The organism is Azospirillum sp. UENF 112521, from assembly GCF_058780665.1.
In genome coordinates this window covers 142598-159019 of sequence record NZ_JBSNCI010000008.1, presented here as the reverse complement: position 1 = coordinate 159019, position 16422 = coordinate 142598, and the positions used below count along the sequence as shown (strand labels likewise).

General features: G+C 70.1%; 11 protein-coding genes. 5 read left to right on the top strand and 6 right to left on the bottom strand.

Annotated features, from left to right (window positions below; all coding sequences use genetic code 11):
* Positions 1-140: 140 nt before the first annotated feature.
* The 5 genes from ACWPN8_RS31045 to ACWPN8_RS31025 all read right to left on the bottom strand — a co-directional run bounded on the left by ACWPN8_RS31045 (position 141) and on the right by ACWPN8_RS31025 (position 8361).
* On the bottom strand, positions 141-3212 hold the full coding sequence (locus ACWPN8_RS31045) for a glycosyltransferase family protein (RefSeq protein WP_492243586.1): 3072 nt from the start codon (positions 3210-3212) through the stop codon (positions 141-143).
* A gap of 64 nt (positions 3213-3276) precedes the next feature.
* Positions 3277-4515, bottom strand: coding sequence for a glycosyltransferase family 2 protein (locus ACWPN8_RS31040; protein WP_158285307.1), 1239 nt, complete (start codon positions 4513-4515; stop codon positions 3277-3279).
* A gap of 127 nt (positions 4516-4642) precedes the next feature.
* Positions 4643-5971 (bottom strand): hypothetical protein, encoded by a 1329-nt coding sequence (locus ACWPN8_RS31035; protein ID WP_492243585.1) that lies wholly within the window; start codon positions 5969-5971, stop codon positions 4643-4645.
* Positions 5972-6104: 133 nt separating this feature from the next.
* The gene (locus ACWPN8_RS31030; protein WP_492243584.1) at positions 6105-7706 is read right to left on the bottom strand and encodes a tetratricopeptide repeat protein; all 1602 of its coding nucleotides are present in this window, start codon (positions 7704-7706) and stop codon (positions 6105-6107) included.
* A gap of 112 nt (positions 7707-7818) precedes the next feature.
* The gene (locus tag ACWPN8_RS31025) at positions 7819-8361 is read right to left on the bottom strand and encodes a hypothetical protein (protein ID WP_247872667.1); all 543 of its coding nucleotides are present in this window, start codon (positions 8359-8361) and stop codon (positions 7819-7821) included.
* Positions 8362-8577: 216 nt separating this feature from the next.
* Between ACWPN8_RS31025 and ACWPN8_RS31020 the strand changes: the two genes are divergently transcribed.
* The gene (locus ACWPN8_RS31020) at positions 8578-9165 is read left to right on the top strand and encodes a D-sedoheptulose-7-phosphate isomerase (RefSeq protein ID WP_492243583.1); all 588 of its coding nucleotides are present in this window, start codon (positions 8578-8580) and stop codon (positions 9163-9165) included.
* A gap of 8 nt (positions 9166-9173) precedes the next feature.
* Positions 9174-10886, top strand: coding sequence for an O-linked N-acetylglucosamine transferase, SPINDLY family protein (locus ACWPN8_RS31015; protein ID WP_492243582.1), 1713 nt, complete (start codon positions 9174-9176; stop codon positions 10884-10886).
* Here the strand turns inward: ACWPN8_RS31015 and ACWPN8_RS31010 are convergent.
* The gene (locus ACWPN8_RS31010) at positions 10868-11719 is read right to left on the bottom strand and encodes a hypothetical protein (RefSeq protein WP_492243581.1); all 852 of its coding nucleotides are present in this window, start codon (positions 11717-11719) and stop codon (positions 10868-10870) included. The two genes, ACWPN8_RS31015 and ACWPN8_RS31010, sit on opposite strands and share 19 nt — an antisense overlap.
* A gap of 209 nt (positions 11720-11928) precedes the next feature.
* On the opposite strand from ACWPN8_RS31010, the gene ACWPN8_RS31005 reads away from it, so the two are divergent.
* The 3 genes from ACWPN8_RS31005 (at position 11929) to ACWPN8_RS30995 (ending at position 16402) form a co-directional block, all read left to right on the top strand.
* Complete coding sequence (locus ACWPN8_RS31005) at positions 11929-12753, top strand: class I SAM-dependent methyltransferase (protein ID WP_492243580.1); 825 nt, start codon at positions 11929-11931, stop codon at positions 12751-12753.
* A 71-nt stretch (positions 12754-12824) separates the two neighbouring features.
* Positions 12825-14405, top strand: coding sequence for a tetratricopeptide repeat protein (locus tag ACWPN8_RS31000; protein ID WP_492243579.1), 1581 nt, complete (start codon positions 12825-12827; stop codon positions 14403-14405).
* The gene (locus tag ACWPN8_RS30995; RefSeq protein ID WP_492243578.1) at positions 14402-16402 is read left to right on the top strand and encodes an O-linked N-acetylglucosamine transferase, SPINDLY family protein; all 2001 of its coding nucleotides are present in this window, start codon (positions 14402-14404) and stop codon (positions 16400-16402) included. Before ACWPN8_RS31000 ends, ACWPN8_RS30995 begins: the two co-directional genes overlap by 4 nt.
* Positions 16403-16422 lie beyond the last annotated feature (20 nt).

The window sequence follows — 16422 nt, the reverse complement described above, 5'->3', positions numbered from 1 at the left end:
CAAAAGAAGGCAGGATGAGTAATATTCGGAGTTGCAACAAGTGACGAGGACATTTGTCATCTTCAATTTACCCAAAAACTAATAGGTATTTCCGGCAACAACTTTGACGATAATACCAAAAATCTTCATTATTGGCAACTTTAGAGGCCATCTTTCACTCTGGCCAGCTCCTCGAACACCGCTTCGATGCGGTCGACGGACCGGGCGACGGTGAAGTCGCGGGCGCGGTCGCGGCCGGACAAGGCCATGCGCAGCCAGGCATCGCGGTCCTTGACCAGGCTGCGCAGGCGGCCGGCAAGCGCCTCATGGTCCTCCGCCTTGAACAGCAGGCCGTCCACGCCGTCGCGCAGCACCTCGCCGCTGCCGCCGGTGCCACTGCCGACCACGGTCAGGCCGGCGGCCATCGCCTCCACCTGCGAGATGCCGAAGGGCTCCTGGAAGACGCTGGGGAAGACCAGGACGTTGCAGCGGGCGAACAGGTCGGACAGGCCGCGGCGGTCGAGGAAGCCGGTGAAGCGCACCTTGCCGGCCATGCCGTGGCGCTCGATGAAGTCGCGGCAGCGGGCCGCCAGATCGGTGTCCGGCGCCTCCCCGGCGAAGGTGCAGTCGAAGTCGATGCCCTCGCGGTGCAGGATCGCAAGCGCGTTGATCAGCGTCTGCGGCCCCTTGTAGTTGACGAACAGGCTGGCGAAGGCGATGCGCAGCCGGTCGGTCGAGGGCATCGCCGCGCGGTGGAAATAATCGACGCGGGCGCCGGGATGGATCACCGTGGCGGGCAGGCCGTAGCCGCCGGCGACAAGCCGGTCCGCCACCCAGCCGCTGGCCGGTCCGGCGCGGTAGAGGGGGGAGCGGGGTGCCGTCTCCGGCGCGTAGCCGGGATTCTGGTTGCCCAGGCAGTGCAGAACCGGGACGCCCATCTGCCGGGTCAGCGGGTCGAGAAACTCGGTTCCGACCAGATCGAGGTTGCCGACCAGACAGGCGTCGGCGCGGAAGTCGCGGGCGGTCTCCAGCACGCGGCGGATGTTGGCGCGGACCAGCGCGGCGCGATGGGCCGGATCGTCGTGGATGAAGGCGCGGCCGTCCTTCCAGGTGCCATAGAGGGTCAGCGAGCGGTCGACATGCGCCTCGATATCCTCGGTGCCGGCCATGCCGGGCCGGGCGAGTTCGGGCACGTCGGCGGTCAGCACCGTCACCACATGGCCGCGGCGGATCAGTTCGGCCGAGAACTCCCACAGCTTGCGGCCATAGCCGCCGAACTCCTGCGGTGGGAACAGGTTGGTGACCACCAGGATGCGGCGCGGCCGGCCGGTCGACGGGGCGGCCGCCTGCCGGAACAGGCCGAGGTAGCGCTCCAGCCCCGGATGGCCGCCGGTGGCGGCGGCGAAGGCGGCGGCGTCCAAATCCGGAGCCGGGTCTGCGGTTCCGGCGAGACGGGCGGCACGCCGGGCCTCGCAGAGATAGACGAATGCCTCCAACGCGCGTCCCGCCACCGCACACAGGCGGGCCAGCCCGGCGAGCGCATCCGGCTGCTGGCGGTCCAGCCCGACGGCACCCAGCAGAAACCGTTCCGCCAAGCTGTTCTCGCCGAAGCGGGCGGCCAGACGGGCGGCGCCGACCATCTGGTCGGCGGTCCTCAGCATCGGCTCCAGCGCCGCCAGGCGCGCACGCCGCAGATCCGGCGCCAGTCCCGCCGCCAAGTCCGGATCGGACAGCGAGCGTCCGGCATAGCGCAGGGCGTCGGCGCACTGGAACAGGATGCCGCCGGGTTCGGTGGGCACGAAGCCCCAGCCGGCCAGATGGGCGGAGACCGCGGCATGGTCGCGCGCCGACGCGGCGGGGCAGAGGACGAAGGCGCCGGACAGCCGGGCCATCCGGCGGTCGGCTTCGGCCCTATCGGAACCGGCACCCGGCCAGGGCAGCAGCGTCACCGCATCGTCCCGCACCCGGTCGGGGGATGGCGGCAGCGGCAGGGCAACCGGGGCGGTCTCGGCGTCCGGCGCGGCGTCCGGTGTGGCGCCGGGTGCGGCAAAGGCCACCCGCGGCAAATCGCGGGCCATGAGGCGCAGGTCGGCGGCGAATCCGTCCTCCACGGCGGCATGGACGGTCAGCCGCGACGCGGTCAGTTGCAGCCTCTGCAATGCCTCGTAGGCGGCGAGGCGGCAGCGGAAGCCGGCGCTCCGGGCCGGCAGGGCCGACAGTCCGCGTCGTTCCCCGCGCACCTCCAGCGCCGGATCGACGCGGTCGTCCAACACCGCGGCGTAGAACTGGGCGCATTTGACCCGCGGGCTGTGGAATTCCAGCAGATGCGCCTGTCCGGCCCGGCGGATCGCCATCGCCTGATCCGGGTGGTCGAGGTAATGGCGGGCCATCTCCACCAGCTCGCCGGGCGAACGGTAGGTCGCGAGATGGCGGCCGGGGGTGAAGCAGCGCTCCAGACCGGCGTCGGGCGACAGCGCATCGGTCAGCAGGAAGCCGCCGGCGCCCAGCGCCTCGAAGACGCGCAGGTTGAGGTCGCCGTTCAGCGAGACGTTCAGCGTGATCTGCGAGCCGGCATAGATGTCGGCCGCCATTTCCGGCGGCGCCCGCATCGCGGTCAGCGGCAGCCCGGCTTCCGTCAGCCGGTCCAGCACATGACGCCGCCAGGGATGGAAGGCGCCGACCTGGCCGACGAAGGTGAGGGGGCGGTCGGGGACTGCGGGAATGTCGCGCCGGCGCAGCGCATAATCCACCGCCGGGATCCAATAGACGCGGTCGAACCCCGCCTCCAGGAAGGCATGGGCATGCTGGCGGGTGTGGTCGAGAACCACCGCGTCGAAGCTCTCCATCGCGCCATAGGCCAGCAGCGTGCGCAGCGGGCCGGCGAAATGGTGGGTGTCGCCGACCAGCAGAACCTTGGTGCCCGGCAGCCGGTCCAGCCCGCGGGGAAGGTTGCGCCGGGTGGCGTCGGCCTTCACCACGATCAGCTCCGGACGCTGGTGCGCCGGCAGTCGGGCGACGACGGCCACCAGATCATATTCGCCGGGCGGGGTGTTCAGCGACGCGAAGCCGTCGCCGGTTTCCACCGTCGGGCAGTCGGGCCCGCAGAACACCTCGCGCTCCGAGAACAGCGGCCGGCGGTAATAGTCGGGCGTGGCAAGGCAGCAGAACAGCGTGCGGGGAGCGTCGGCTGCCGGCTGCGGGAGGAGGGAGGCGGCTTGCGTGTGCGGCGGCATGCGGAGGTCTCGGACGCGGGTTGGGAAACGGCGGACCCCATGCCCGCCGCGCCATGGGCCGGACTCAGGAGGCCGGCGGCTCCCCCCAGCCGGGGACGGTGTCCGCGCCGACCAGCGGACGGCGGAAGCCGCCGCCGGCGATCTCCGCCCGGATCCGGTCGGGGGTCATCGACACCACCCGCTCATACTCGGCGGTGTTGTGGGCGTACCAGGGGTTTTCCGTGACCGAATTGGCCGACCGCGCATGGCTGAGATGGAGCAGCGGCCCCAGCGTCCGCTCCACCCGCTCGCCCAGCAGTTCCAGGCGGCGGTAGATCTCGAAATCCTCCCAGCCCCAGGAGACGAATCTCTCGTTGAAGCCGCCGAGCCGGTCGAACACCCGGCGGGCGAAGAAGACCGAGCCGCCGTAGGAGTTCTTGTAGAGCATCTCGTTGCGCGGATCGAACAGGTCGATCTGGGTCACCGCCAGCGTCCGCTCCACGCCGGGCACGAAGTCGGGGGCGACGTCGAAGAACAGGCCGTTGAACGGGCAGGCGAGCGCCGCGCCGTCATGGACGGCCTGCCGGGCCAGCACATACTGGGTCGGCTCCACCAGAACGTCGGTGTCCTGCACGACCAGGATCGGCGTGGCCGCCGCCGCCGCCATGAGGTTGATCTGCTTGGCCTTGTGCGTGTAGGGGCTGTCGTTGCCGGTCAGGTGGACATAGCCGTAGTCGGCGGACCCCAGCCCCAGTTCGGCCATGATGCCGGGGACGTCCTGGCGCTCCGGATTGTCCTCGCAGATCAGGATGTTGGTGTCCAGATACCGCCGCAGATAGGTGACCAGGATGCGCAGGTTGCGCCTGCGGTCCGGGGATTCGATCCGGCAGGGCACCAGGAAGGTGACGTCGCGCAGGTCCAGCCGTCCGCCACGGCGCAGCGGCTCGCGCAGCGCCTGGTGGCGGGAGGCGAGCGACAGGGCATGGTCGAGCTGGGCCGCCAGCCCCTCATCGTTCGGCAGCAGCGACGCCGCGGTCTCGTAACAGTCGGCCGCGGTCCCCCAGCGGCCGGTCCACTGCATCATCTCGCCCAGCCGGATATGGGCCTGCGGCCGGTCGGGCCATTTGGCCAGGACCTTGCGGTAGGTGGCCGCCGCCGCCCCCAGCCTGCCCTGCATCTGCTGGGCGTAGCCCAGGTTCGACATCGCCTCCGGCTGGTCGGGCACCGCCACGAGGATGCTCTCGTAGACGGCCTCGGCCTCGGCCAGCCGTCCGGCATGGTGGTGCTCGACGGCGATGCGGAAGGCTTCTTCGAGGGTCGGCATGAAAGCTCCGTCGGGGCAATCCATCTGCCGGGCCGTTCGGGCGCGGGCAGGACGGCCGCTTACTTACCGCAGCCGCAATCGCGATGCACGGCCGAAGACAAACCGGCGGACCGGCGTCCCGCGCTCCTCACAGGCCGTATGCCCGCAGGATTTCGTCCCGCTTCGCGCTGTAGGGGCTGTTGCCGTGCTTTCCGGCGAGCGCGCCGGTCAGGACGAGCGGCAGCGCATCGGGGGCACGCGGCGGCAGGACGCTGTCCGGCCAGGCGGCGTGCGCCATCTCGCTCCCCAGCAGCTGCGCGGCGCGTTCGACGCAGGCGAACAGGGCGACCTGGTCGATCATCCAGATGTAGCAGCGGGCGAAGTTGGTCCGCAGGAAATCCGCGATCATCAGCAGCGTCAGATAGCCGCTGCGGCTGTGGCGGAAATAGACGAAGGAGGCGTTGTAGCGGCTGCACAGCGGCTCGCCGCGATAGTCGGTGTGGGCGACGTCGGCGGTGCCGGCGAGCCTGACGATGTCCTCCGGCTTCTCGCGGAACAGCACGTCGGCATCGCAGACGATCACGTCGGCCTTGTGCAGCAGCATCGCCTCCGCCGCGATGAGGAAGCGGGAGGACGCGTAATAGGGCTTGTCGATGGCCTCCCCCCGCAGCGCCCAGCGCTCGTGCGAGAAGGTGACCGGCATGGCGCCGACGATGCCCCGCAGCCGCTCGATCAGCTGGGCGACCTCCGCATCGCCGTTGACGATGTGGTAGTGGACGGCCACCGCCGACCCGAGCGCGTGGAGGTTCAGGATCTGCGCTGCGGCGTAGCGCTTGAAATAGGCGCCGTCCACCGACACCAGCACCACATGCCGTCCGGCCGGGGCGAAGGGCGGCGCCGCATCCGCCTGGGCCAGGGCCTGGGCCGCCCGGCGGAAGGACAGGGACGACAGGTCGATGACGCAGAGCCCGTCGCTTGCGTATTTTCCCTGCCGGAACAGGGCTTCGCCGAGCCAGAGATGGAAGATGGCATTCTGGCAGCCGGCCGCGGCGCGGCCATGGGCCTCCGCCAGATCGGGGCGGCCGGCCTCGTTGAACAGGAAGGACAGGTTGGCATGGACCTGCGGCCGCAGGGGGGATGGCGCCGCCCGTTCCAGCGCCCGGCCGAGCAGGTCGATGCCCTGCCGGGGGATGGCCGGATCGCGTTCGAGGACCCCCATGCCGGCATAGGCCAGCCGGTGCGCCAGGGCGAGATACAGGGCCTCGTCATCGGGCCGGCAGCCGATCAGCGCGTCGGCAAGCCGGCCCCTCTCCGCCCCGTCGCCGATCCGGGAAATCAGCAGCGCTATGATGTCGTAGAGGCGCTGACGGTCGCCGGCGGCCTCGATGGCGCAAAGCTCGCGGTCGAGGGCGGCATGGTCGATTGCGCAGGCCGCGGCGATGCCGCCGATCACCTGCCGGAATTTCTGCTGATCCATGCGCAAACCCGCCTGCGTTAAGGTGCGTGCCGAAGCCGAGGGCCGAAGATGGCTCTTTGCCCTGCTCCCCCCGACGATGCAAGAGCCCCTCGCTCCGGGGCCGGGCCAATGCCGAGAAGGTCGGGGCCGCCGGTCACAGGGCGTCCAGCCCGCGCAGAAGGCCGATCAGCCGGTGGGCGGCGGACCGCCAGCTGAAATTCTCCAGCAGAAGCTCGCGGGCGGACAGTCGGGTGCCGTCGGGATCGTCGATGACCGCGCGCAGCAGCCGGGCGGCTGCCTCCTCGTCGGGGGTCCACCAGTCCCGGCCGCGATAGCCGTCCAGGGCGGGGGTGACGCGGCTGGGAATCATGTGGGCCACCCGGCCGTCCAGATAGGCGCGATAGGCGCTGTGGTCCGGGGCCAGCAGGGTCAGCCCCATGGCGCCGGCCTGCGCCATCGGCAGGTCCCAGCCCTCGCCATGCGACATGCTCCAGTAATGGGTGGCGGTGGCGTGGAGCGACATCATGTCCGCATCCGACAGCATGCCCTCGATCAGGAACAGAGGGGCTGCCTGCTCCAATGTCCGGCCGGTCTCCGCCGTCAGCCGGACCAGAAGATCGCGGATGCTGCCGGACGCCCCTCCCCCTTTGCCGGCCTTCAGCAGCAGGGCGGCGCCATCCTCCGCCCGCGTCGTGCGCAGCCACACCCGCAGCAGCCCCTCCAGGTTCTTGCGGCTGTTGAGGTCGGAAATGTTGAGGATGCGCACCGGATAGTCGGTCATCCGGCGCCCGTTCAGGCCAAGGAAGGCGGCGGGCGCCACCCGGCCGGGCTCCAGCGGTTCCACCCCTTCCGGGCAGACATGGACGCGGCCGGCCGGATGGCCGGCATTGAGCCATGCTTGGCGGGAGGAGTCGGTGGCGACGACGACATGGTCGTGGCGCCGGCTGTGCGTCGCCCACAGGGGCGGAATGTCGAGCGCCTCGAACACGGTGTAGTTGATCGTCTTCAGGTTTGGCACCGCCTCGACCACCAGCGGCGTGGTGAAGCTCAGCACCGCCTTGGCCCGCACCGGCCGGTCGAGCGTGTGAAGGAGCGGGTCGATCTGATCGTCGGGCAGATTGTCGACATCGTCATGGTTCAGGTCGACCAGCCGGATCCGCACTCCTGCATCGACCAGATGGCGGACGAACTGGCGGACCTTGTGGGCATAGCCGCTGTTGTCGCGGAAGGCGCCGCGGACCACCAGCCCCGGCGGCAGCGACGGGTCGGCGGCATCGCGGGCGATCCCGCGGGCGGTGGCTACTCGCTCCAGTGCCCGGCGCAGCCGGGATGCGAATGCGCCGCCCGCCTCCAGGGCGGCGGCGCGGCGCAAAATCCGTTCGGCCTCGTCCAGCCGGCCACGGGCGAGCGCTTCGCTTCCCAGGGTGATCAGCGTCACGCCACAGTCCGGCTCCACCTCCAGCTTGCGGCGGAAATGCGCGATGGCCTCGTCGAGCCGCCCCGAATCCTGCAAGGCGCGCGCCTGGTTGAAGAGGGCGGGGGCAAGGGTGGGGGCCAGCAGGAGCGACCGCGCCATCAGTGCAATCCCCTCCGCCTCGCGGCCGGCACGGCGCATCTGCAGCCCCAGCAGATGCAGGGAGTGCGGCTCGGCCGGCTCCACCGCCAGGACGTCTCGGTAGAGCGCCGCCGCCCGCTCCGGCTGGCCGCCGTTGTGGAGGGCGACGGCCTTGGTCAGGATATCGTGGATGGAAGGCATGGCCTGTCGGGAAAAACCGGAAATCGAGGCGCCGGTGCCGTCACCGGCATCGGTCGGGGAGTTGGCGGGGAAGCTGGCAGGGGAGTTGGCGGGAGGCCGCCGAGGCCGGCCTTCAATCGAGGGGCGGCTCCGGCGTCCTGCCTGAATCGCGCGCCGGGCTGCGCATCGGGTTCTTGGGATCGAACAGGCCGAGGCGTTGCAGGGTCTGCGCGAAGCCTTCGGTCAGCATGGTGATGCGGTCGCTGATCTCCGCGATCTCGCGGGCGGAGATGACGGGAGCGTCGGTGGAGATGCGGCCATGGGCGCGATAGTTCAGGCGGATGGCGACATCGTCGGTCTCACCCTGGATCCAGGAGCCGTGCAGGATCTTGTTGCGCTCCCGCCCCAGCTCCAGCGCCTCGTCGCAGCGGGCGATCAGGGCCTTGGCCTCGTCCGCGGGCAGGCGCAGGCCGGCGATGGACTTCAGCGCATCGAAGCGCGCCTTGATCTGCATGTTGGAGGCAATCGGCAGGAAATCGGTGTGATCGGTGCCGAGAAGGCGCGAGATGCACAGCGAAACCATGTCTTCCAACTGCGCCCAGGACACGGCGATCATGCCGATCGCACAATACATCTTCACGCTGAGGGGGCCCAGCCGGACCGTCCGCGTCGTCATAGGCCACCCTTGGCATCCTCGCCCCGCCGCCGGGGCACAGGACCGAAAATAGGCTTTCCCGGCGGTCTGGGAAAGCCGTCATTGCGCGGCTTGCAGTTGACAGGCCCCCGCGATCCATAGGATGCACTGGCCGCTGCACATGGGGCACGCGCGCAGGGTCCGCCCCGTCCCGTCACCGCCGACGCGCATCATCGGTCACGCAAAGGTATTCCGCCCATGGATTCCCAGGCCACCTCCGCCCCCTCGCTGCACGGCTGCCTCACCGCCGCCATCGACGTCCTGCGGCGCACCATGGACAGCCTGGATCCGGCGCGGGTCGAGGCGGCGGTCGATGCGGTCGCCACCGCGCTGGGCGCCAACCGGGCGCTGCTGGTCTGCGGCAACGGCGGCTCGGCGTCGGATGCCCAGCACATCACCGGCGAACTGGTCGGCCGCTTCCTGAAGGAGCGCCGCGGGCTGAAGGCGATCTGCCTCAGCTCCAACGCGGCCGTCCTGACCGCCTGGAGCAACGACTATTCCTACGACAGCGTCTTCGCCCGCCAGGCCGAGGCCTATGGCGAGCCGGGCGGCGTGCTGCTGGGCATCTCCACCAGCGGCAACTCGCGCAACGTGATCGCCGCCTTCGAGGTGGCGAAGCGGCTGGGCATGACCACCATCGCCATGACCGGCGAGGGCGGCGGCAAGATGGCGGGGCTGAGCGACATCCTGCTGGACGTGCCGTCGCGCTCCACCCCGCTGATCCAGCAGGTCCACATCTGCCTGTACCATTACCTGTGCGAACAGGTCGAAGCCCGGCTCGCCTGAGCGCGTTCATGACCGCCCCCGTTCAGGAAACGCTCAAGCGGCAGGCGCTGGAGGCTTTCAACGCCGGGCGCCTGGAGGAAGCGGCGGCGCTTTGCCGCGCTCTGCTGGCTCAGGACGGCACGGCCGCCGACGTCTGGAACAATCTGGGCGTCATCCTGTCCGACCTGAACCAGCCCGACGCGGCGGCGGCGGCGCTGCGCAAATCCCTGGTCCTGCGGCCGGACTACGATAAGCCCTGGGTCGGGCTGGGCAGCAGCGCCTACGGCGCCAACCGGCTGGACGAGGCGGTCCGGCGCTGGACCCGGGCGATTGCCGCCAATCCACGGCAGGACATCGGCGTCTGGTTCAATCTGGGCGTCACCCACCAGATGCGCGGCAATGCCGATGCGGCGGCCCCATGCTTCGACCAGGCCGAACGGCTGGCCCCCGCCGATCCGCTGATCGCCAGCCAGCGGTTGCTGTGCCTGAACTACCTGGATCTGTCCGGCGAGCGCCTGCTGGCCGAACACCGGCGCTTCGACGAGCGCTTCGGCCGGCAGGACGGCCGGCTGCCGGCGGCGGCTCCGCACGCCAACCGCCCCGATCCGGAGAAGCGGCTGCGCATCGGCTACCTGTCGGTCGAGTTCCGCGAGCATCTGGGCGCCTATTTCCTGACGCCCCTGTTCGAGGCGGCCGACCGCGACCGCTTCGAGATCGTCTGCTATTCGATCCTGCCGGACACCCATGCCGACGCCCACACCGCCCGCTTCAAGGCGCAGGCCGACGGCTGGCGCACCGTGGGCCATCTCGACGACGAGGCGTTGGCGGCGCAGATCCGTGCCGACGGCATCGACATCCTGGTCGACCTCGCCGGCCATTCGGGGCTGAACCGGCTGCCGATGCTGGCCCGGCGCCCGGCGCCGGTGCAGGTGACCTGGCTGGGCTATCCCAACGGCACCGGCATGGACTCGGTCGGCTACCGCATCGTCGATCCGATCAGCGACCCGGTCGGCCCGACCGATACCCATGCGGTGGAAATGCTGGTCCGGCTGCCCGCCCCCTTCCTGTGCTTCCGCCCGCCGGCCTCCGCCCCGCCGGTGGTTCCGCTGCCGGCAGGGGCCAGCGGAACCGTCACGTTCGGGTCCTTCAACAAGCTGTCCAAGATCACCGACGGCACCGTCGCGCTGTGGGCCGAGGTTCTGCGGCGGGTGCCGGACTCCCGCCTGCTGCTGAAGGACCGGCCGCTGTCCGACCCCGGCACCGCGGCGGCGATGCGCGCGCGCTTCGCCGCCGCCGGCATCGACCCGGCCCGGCTCGACCTCGTCGGCTTCATCAAGGATGCGGCGGGGCATCTCGCCGCCTACAACCGCATCGACATCGCGCTGGACCCGCATCCCTACAACGGCACCATCACCACCTGCGACACGCTGTGGATGGGGGCGCCGCTGGTGACGCTGGCGGGCAGCCGGCATGCCGCCCGCGTCGGCGCCAGCCTGATGGCCGCCGTCGGCCTGCCCGAACTGGTCGCCGGCACCCCCGGGCAATACGCTGCCATCGCCGCCGGTCTGGCCGGCGACCTGACCCGGCTGATGCGGCTGCGCATGGGCATGCGCGAGCGGCTGCGGGCATCGGCGCTGTGCGACGAGGGGCGATTCATGCGCAATCTGGAAACCGCCTACCGGCTGATGTGGCAGCGCTGGTGCGATCAGCGCCGGTCGGACAGTCAATCCACAGGCGGCTGATTTACAGGCGGCCGGTCCACAGGCGGTTGGCCCGCGGCCGGCCAGGCGAAGCCGCCCATCCGGTCCTTCGCCGGACCCTGGAAATGCAGGAAGGTGAAGGGAACCGGGGCGCCGCCGTCGGTGCGGGCGCAGACCGGAATGCCGTCCGCCCCGAAACGGACGCTCTTCAACCCATCGCGCATGGCGAAGCAGCCGTCCGCATCGCGGATGTTGTGGTCGAAGCCCTGGGCGATCAGACCTCCCTGCTCAAGGAAGCGGGGATCGGCGGCGGCGATCTCCATCAGCAGGTGCATGTCGCTGACATGCGGCCGGCCGCCGATGCGGAAACGGTCGCCCAGGGCGTGCAGCCTCGGCTTGTCGGCGAAGATCTCCACGAAGCGGTCGCAGAGGAAGCCCAGCGCCTCCGGCCCCTCGAAGCAGTTGGCCCAACTCCAGTTCCCGGCGATCCGCCCGGCGAAGGCGGCGGAGAACCGCTCCGCCGGGCGGTAGAGCATGACGTCGCTGTCGAACACGCAGAAGCGGCCCAGCCCATGGCGGACGGCGAACTCGTGCGCGAAGAACCAGCGCCCGTAGCACATCGCCTCGTACCCCTCGCCATTCACCGAGAGATGCTCGTACACCGCGTCGAAGCGGGAGTACGAGCCGGTGTAAAGGCGGATGTCGGCCTGATGGACCGCAAAGGGCAGGTCGCGGATCTCGTCGGTCAGCAGGATCACCGGGCTGTCGGGCGAGGCAAGCGCCGCCTGTCTCAGCGCGATGTCGACCACGGCCTTGTAGCCGATATGGACGAACAGGATGGGAATGCCGGGCTTGTCGAACAGGAGGTTGGGCATGGAGGGGCGGCTTCGTCTCACGGCAAGGGGCGGCATGGTAGCCGTCCGCGGCGGCGGGAGGAACCGGCCTGTCCGCACCCTTCTTCCCGTCCTGCTCCCCTGCCCGTCTCCCCGCCTTGCCCGCCCTGCCTGCCCCTTGCTTGACAAGCCCGCCCTCCGGCTTCTACCGATAGCGCCGTCTTGCCCTTCCACCACACCGGACCGCCGCGATGAGCGAAGCGCCGTCTTCTTCCCCCGCCCCCGACACCGCATCCGCGGTGCACAGCGGGTCGGCCGACCGCTTCGGCTATGAGTGGGGCCGCTATGCCGAGCTGAAGGGCATCTACGAAGAACAGTTCCGCCGCTGGACGCCCTTCCTCAAGCCGGAGGACTGGCGCGGCCTGACCTTCGTCGACGTCGGCTGCGGCATGGGACGCAACAGCCATTGGCCGATGAGCTACGGTGCGGCCGGCGGGCTGGCCATCGACATCGACGAGCGCAGCCTTGCCTCGGCCCGCGCCACGCTGGCGCCGCATCCGGCGATGGAGGTGCGCCGCCAGAGCGCCTATGAGCTGAACGAGGTGGAGCGCTTCGACCTCGCCTTCTCCATCGGGGTCATCCACCATCTGGCCCATCCGGAAACGGCGCTCGCCAACATGGTGCGTGCGGTGAAACCCGGCGGACGGGTGATGGTCTGGGTCTATGGCCGCGAGAACAACGGCTGGATCGTCCACTTCGCCGACCCGCTGCGCAAGGCGCTGTTCAGCCGCCTGCCGATCGGGCTGGTGCATGCGCTGTCCCTGCCGCCGACCGCCCTGCTGTGGCTGGCCTTGCGGCTGGGGCTGGACCGGCTGGAATATTTCCGCCTGATCCGCCGCTTCGACTTCGCCCATCTGCGCTCCATCGTCTTCGACCAGATGCTGCCGAAGATCGCCAACTACTGGCGCCGTGACGAGGTGGAGACGCTGATGAAGGGCGCCGGGCTGGAGGACGTTCAGCTCGCCTGGGTCAACGAGATCTCCTGGGCGGCCATCGGAGCGAAGCCGCGGGGGTAAGATCAAAGAAATGAACAAGGCAGCCCTTTATTGCTGACGGCCGGGGTCTTGGGTTAAGAAGCCGCGGGTCAGTGCGACAATCGATCCGCGCCGCCGGTCATTTGCGCGATCAAGCGTTGGGGGTTGCCATTTCCGAGTTCTCGCCGGCCTTCGTCCAGGCCTACAACACCGGTGCGGCGCTGTTCCAGGCCGGCCGCTTCGACGAGGCGGCCACCGTCTACCGCCGCCTGATCGACGAAAACCCGGACATCGCGGCACCGCGTGGCGCCACCCTGCATGGGGCGCTGGGCCTGTGCCTGCGCGCCTCCGGCCGGCCGGCCGAGGCGATGGAACCGCTGCGCCAGGCGCTGCGGCTGAAGCCCGACCATCTGGACGCGCTGAACGCGCTGGGCGGCATCCTGCTGGACCAGCGCCACATCGAGCATGCGCTGATCGCCTTCCGCGAACTGGCGAGACTGAAGCCCGACTATCCGGGAGCACTGCTGACGCTGGGCAACCTGTTCATGTTCAGCGGCGACGGCGAGCGGGCGTGCGCCGTCTACCGGCTGGCGCTGGCCGTCGAGCCGGACGTGGCCGTCAACCACAACAACCTGGGCGCCGTCAGCCTCAGCCTCGGCCATCTGGCGGACGCGGCGCTGAACTACCGCCGGGCGCTCGCCATCGACGTCGGCAGGCCGGAATACCGCAAGAATCTCGGCACCTGCCTGCTGATGGCCGGCGACTACGCCAACGGCACCGTCGCCTATGAGGGCCGGCTGGAGCAGGGGGTCTGGCGCAAGCGCAACATGCCGGGCGTCCTGTGGCAGGGCCAGCCGCTGGCGGGGAAGACCCTGCTGGTCCATTTCGAGCAGGGGCTGGGCGATTCCTTCCAGTACATCCGCTATGCCGGCGTGCTGAAGCGGATGGGCGCGCGGGTGCTCTACGAATGCCAGCCGGCGCTGAAGCGCGTGCTGTCGGCCGCCCCCGACCTGGACGGGCTGTTCGCCTTCGGCGAACCGCTGCCGGCCTACGATTACCACATCTCGCTGATGAGCCTGATGAACCGGCTCGGCACCACGCCGGACAGCGTCCCCGGCGGCGTGCCCTATCTGCGGGCGGAGCCGCAGCTGCAGGCCGGCTGGGCGGAGCGGCTGGACCGGCTGGAGGGCGGCAATCGCCCGGCCTTGCGGATCGGCATCAACTGGCACGGCAACGAGACCGGCAAGTCGATCCCGCTGGAATGCTTCGAGGCGATGGGGAAACTGGCCGGCGTCCGGCTCTACAGCCTGCAGAAGGTGTCGGGCCTCGACCATCTGGAGCGGCTGCGCGACCGGGTGGCGGTGACCGAGCTGGGGGCGGATTTCGACGCCGGACCGGATGCCTTCCTCGACACCGCCGCGGCGATGGCCAACATGGACCTGATCGTCACCTGCGACACCTCGGTCTGCCATCTGGCCGGCGCCATGGGGCGGCCGACCTGGGTGGTGCTGAAATGGTTCGCCGACTGGCGCTGGATGCGCGACCGCCTCGACAGCCCCTGGTATCCGACCATGCGCCTGTTCCGGCAGGCGAGACCCAACGACTGGGCCGAGGTGATGGCCAGGGTGACGGCGGACGTGGCGGCCGAGGCCGGAAACCGGACCGGCATTCTCGCCGGGGAGGCGGGGCGATGACGCTGAACGAAGCGCTCCGGCTGGCGCTGGACCATTTCCGGGCCGGCCGGCCGGCCGAGGCGGAGCAGGTATGCCGGGCGATCCTGAACGCCGTTCCCGGCCAGGGCGAGATCCTCCAGCTGCTGGGCACGGTGGTGATGATGCAGAACCGCCCGCAGGAGGCGGAGACCATCCTACGCCAGTCGATCACGATCCGTCCCGATCTGTCCGACAGCCACAGCAATCTCGGCACCGTGCTGCAGTCGCTGGGCCGCATGGGCGAGTCCCTGGCCGCCCACGACCGCTGCGTCCAGCTGACCCCCGGCACGCCGGAGGGCTACGTCAACCGCGGATCGACCCGCCTGGCGCTCGGCGACCGCAACGGGGCGGCGACCGATTTCGCCCGCGCGCTCCGGCTGCGGCCGATCGACGCGCTCGCCGCCGCCAATCTCGGCGTGGCGCTCCGCGAGGGGCAGCGGATGGCCGAGGCGATCCGCGCCCTGAGGCGGGCGCTGGTCATCGAGCCCGGCAATGGTGAGGCGATGCTCGGCTATGCCCACGCCCTGCGCGAACTGAGCCGCCTGGGCGAGGCGGAAACCGCCTATGCCCGCGCGGTGACGCTGACGCCGGCCAAGACCGAAGCCCTGTGCTACCACCTCTACCTCAAGCAGACGCTGTGCGCCTGGGACGATTACGACCGGCTGTGCACCCGGGTGACGGAGACCATCGACCAGGATGCCGGCGTCGTCATCCCGCTGGCCACCCTGTCGATCGACACCACGCCGGCCCAGCAGGACCGGTCCGCCCGGCTGTTCTACGACCGGCTGGTCAAGCGCCCCTCGGCCCCGCCGATGCCGGCGCGGCCGGAAAGCCGGCCCGACAGCCGGCCCGACAGCCGTTTGCGGATCGCCTATGTCTCGGCCGATTTCCACGAGCACGCCACCGCCTATCTGGCGGCCGAGCTGTTCGAGCTGCACGACCGCGGGCAATTCGAGGTGCTGGCCTATTCCTACGGCCCCGACGACGGCAGCGCCATGCGCCAGCGGCTGGTGAAGTCGTTCGACCGCTTCCGCGACATCCGCAGCGTGCCGCTGGATGCCGTCGCCCGCTGCATGGCCGACGACGGCGTCGACATCATGATCGACCTGAAGGGATACACGAAGCAGACCCGGCTCGACCTGCTGTCGCGCCGGCTGGCGCCGGTCGAAGTCAGTTACCTGGGCTATCCCGGCACCATCGGCTGCCCGTACATGGATTATGTGATCGGCGACCGCTTCGTCACCCCGCCGGAGCACCAGCCCTTCTATGCCGAGCGGCTGGCGATCCTGCCCGATGCCTATCAGATCAACGACCGCCGCCGCCCGCTGCCCGAGCAGGTGCCGTCGCGCGGCCAGTGCGGCCTGCCGGAGGACGGCGTCGTCTTCGCCGCCTTCAACACCGCCTACAAGATCAGCCCGACCATGTTCGCCCTGTGGATGCGCATCCTGAAGCGCGTGCCCGGATCGGTGCTGTGGCTGTTCGAAGCCAATCCGCAGGCCGCCGCCAATCTGAAAGCCACGGCCGAGGCCCAAGGCGTCTCCGGCGACCGGCTGGTCTTCGCCCCGCCCCGCCCGCTGGCCGACCACATCGCCCGCTACCGTGTCGCCGATCTGGCGCTCGACACCCTGCCCTACACCGGCCACACCACCACCAGCGACGCGCTGTGGGCCGGCTGCCCGGTGGTGACCTGCCTGGGCGGGAGCTTCGCGTCCAGGGTGGCGGCGAGCCTGCTGAACGCGGCCGGCCTGCCCGACACCATCACCCGCTCGCTGTCCGGCTACGAAGAGCTGGCGGTGGCGCTCGCCGGCGATCCCGAGCGGCGCGCCGGTTTCCGCAAGCGGCTGGAGGGGGGGCGGATGACGGTGCCGCTGTTCGACAGCCACCGCTTCACCCGCAACCTGGAACGCGCCTATCAGGTCATGTGGGCGCTGCACAAGGCCGGCAAGCCGCCGCAGGGCTTCATCCTGCCGGCGGGCTGAGGGGAAGGGCGGGGGGAAGG

What these genes read in the sequence shown, in the direction of transcription:
- ACWPN8_RS31045 (WP_492243586.1), bottom strand. Translation starts at nt 3,212, where the DNA reads ATGCCGCCGCACACGCAAGCCGCCTCCCTCCTCCCGCAGCCGGCAGCC.
- ACWPN8_RS31040 (WP_158285307.1), bottom strand. Translation starts at nt 4,515, where the DNA reads ATGCCGACCCTCGAAGAAGCCTTCCGCATCGCCGTCGAGCACCACCAT.
- ACWPN8_RS31035 (WP_492243585.1), bottom strand. Translation starts at nt 5,971, where the DNA reads ATGGATCAGCAGAAATTCCGGCAGGTGATCGGCGGCATCGCCGCGGCC.
- ACWPN8_RS31030 (WP_492243584.1), bottom strand. Translation starts at nt 7,706, where the DNA reads ATGCCTTCCATCCACGATATCCTGACCAAGGCCGTCGCCCTCCACAAC.
- ACWPN8_RS31025 (WP_247872667.1), bottom strand. Translation starts at nt 8,361, where the DNA reads ATGACGACGCGGACGGTCCGGCTGGGCCCCCTCAGCGTGAAGATGTAT.
- ACWPN8_RS31020 (WP_492243583.1), top strand. Translation starts at nt 8,578, where the DNA reads ATGGATTCCCAGGCCACCTCCGCCCCCTCGCTGCACGGCTGCCTCACC.
- ACWPN8_RS31015 (WP_492243582.1), top strand. Translation starts at nt 9,174, where the DNA reads ATGACCGCCCCCGTTCAGGAAACGCTCAAGCGGCAGGCGCTGGAGGCT.
- ACWPN8_RS31010 (WP_492243581.1), bottom strand. Translation starts at nt 11,719, where the DNA reads ATGCCCAACCTCCTGTTCGACAAGCCCGGCATTCCCATCCTGTTCGTC.
- ACWPN8_RS31005 (WP_492243580.1), top strand. Translation starts at nt 11,929, where the DNA reads ATGAGCGAAGCGCCGTCTTCTTCCCCCGCCCCCGACACCGCATCCGCG.
- ACWPN8_RS30995 (WP_492243578.1), top strand. Translation starts at nt 14,402, where the DNA reads ATGACGCTGAACGAAGCGCTCCGGCTGGCGCTGGACCATTTCCGGGCC.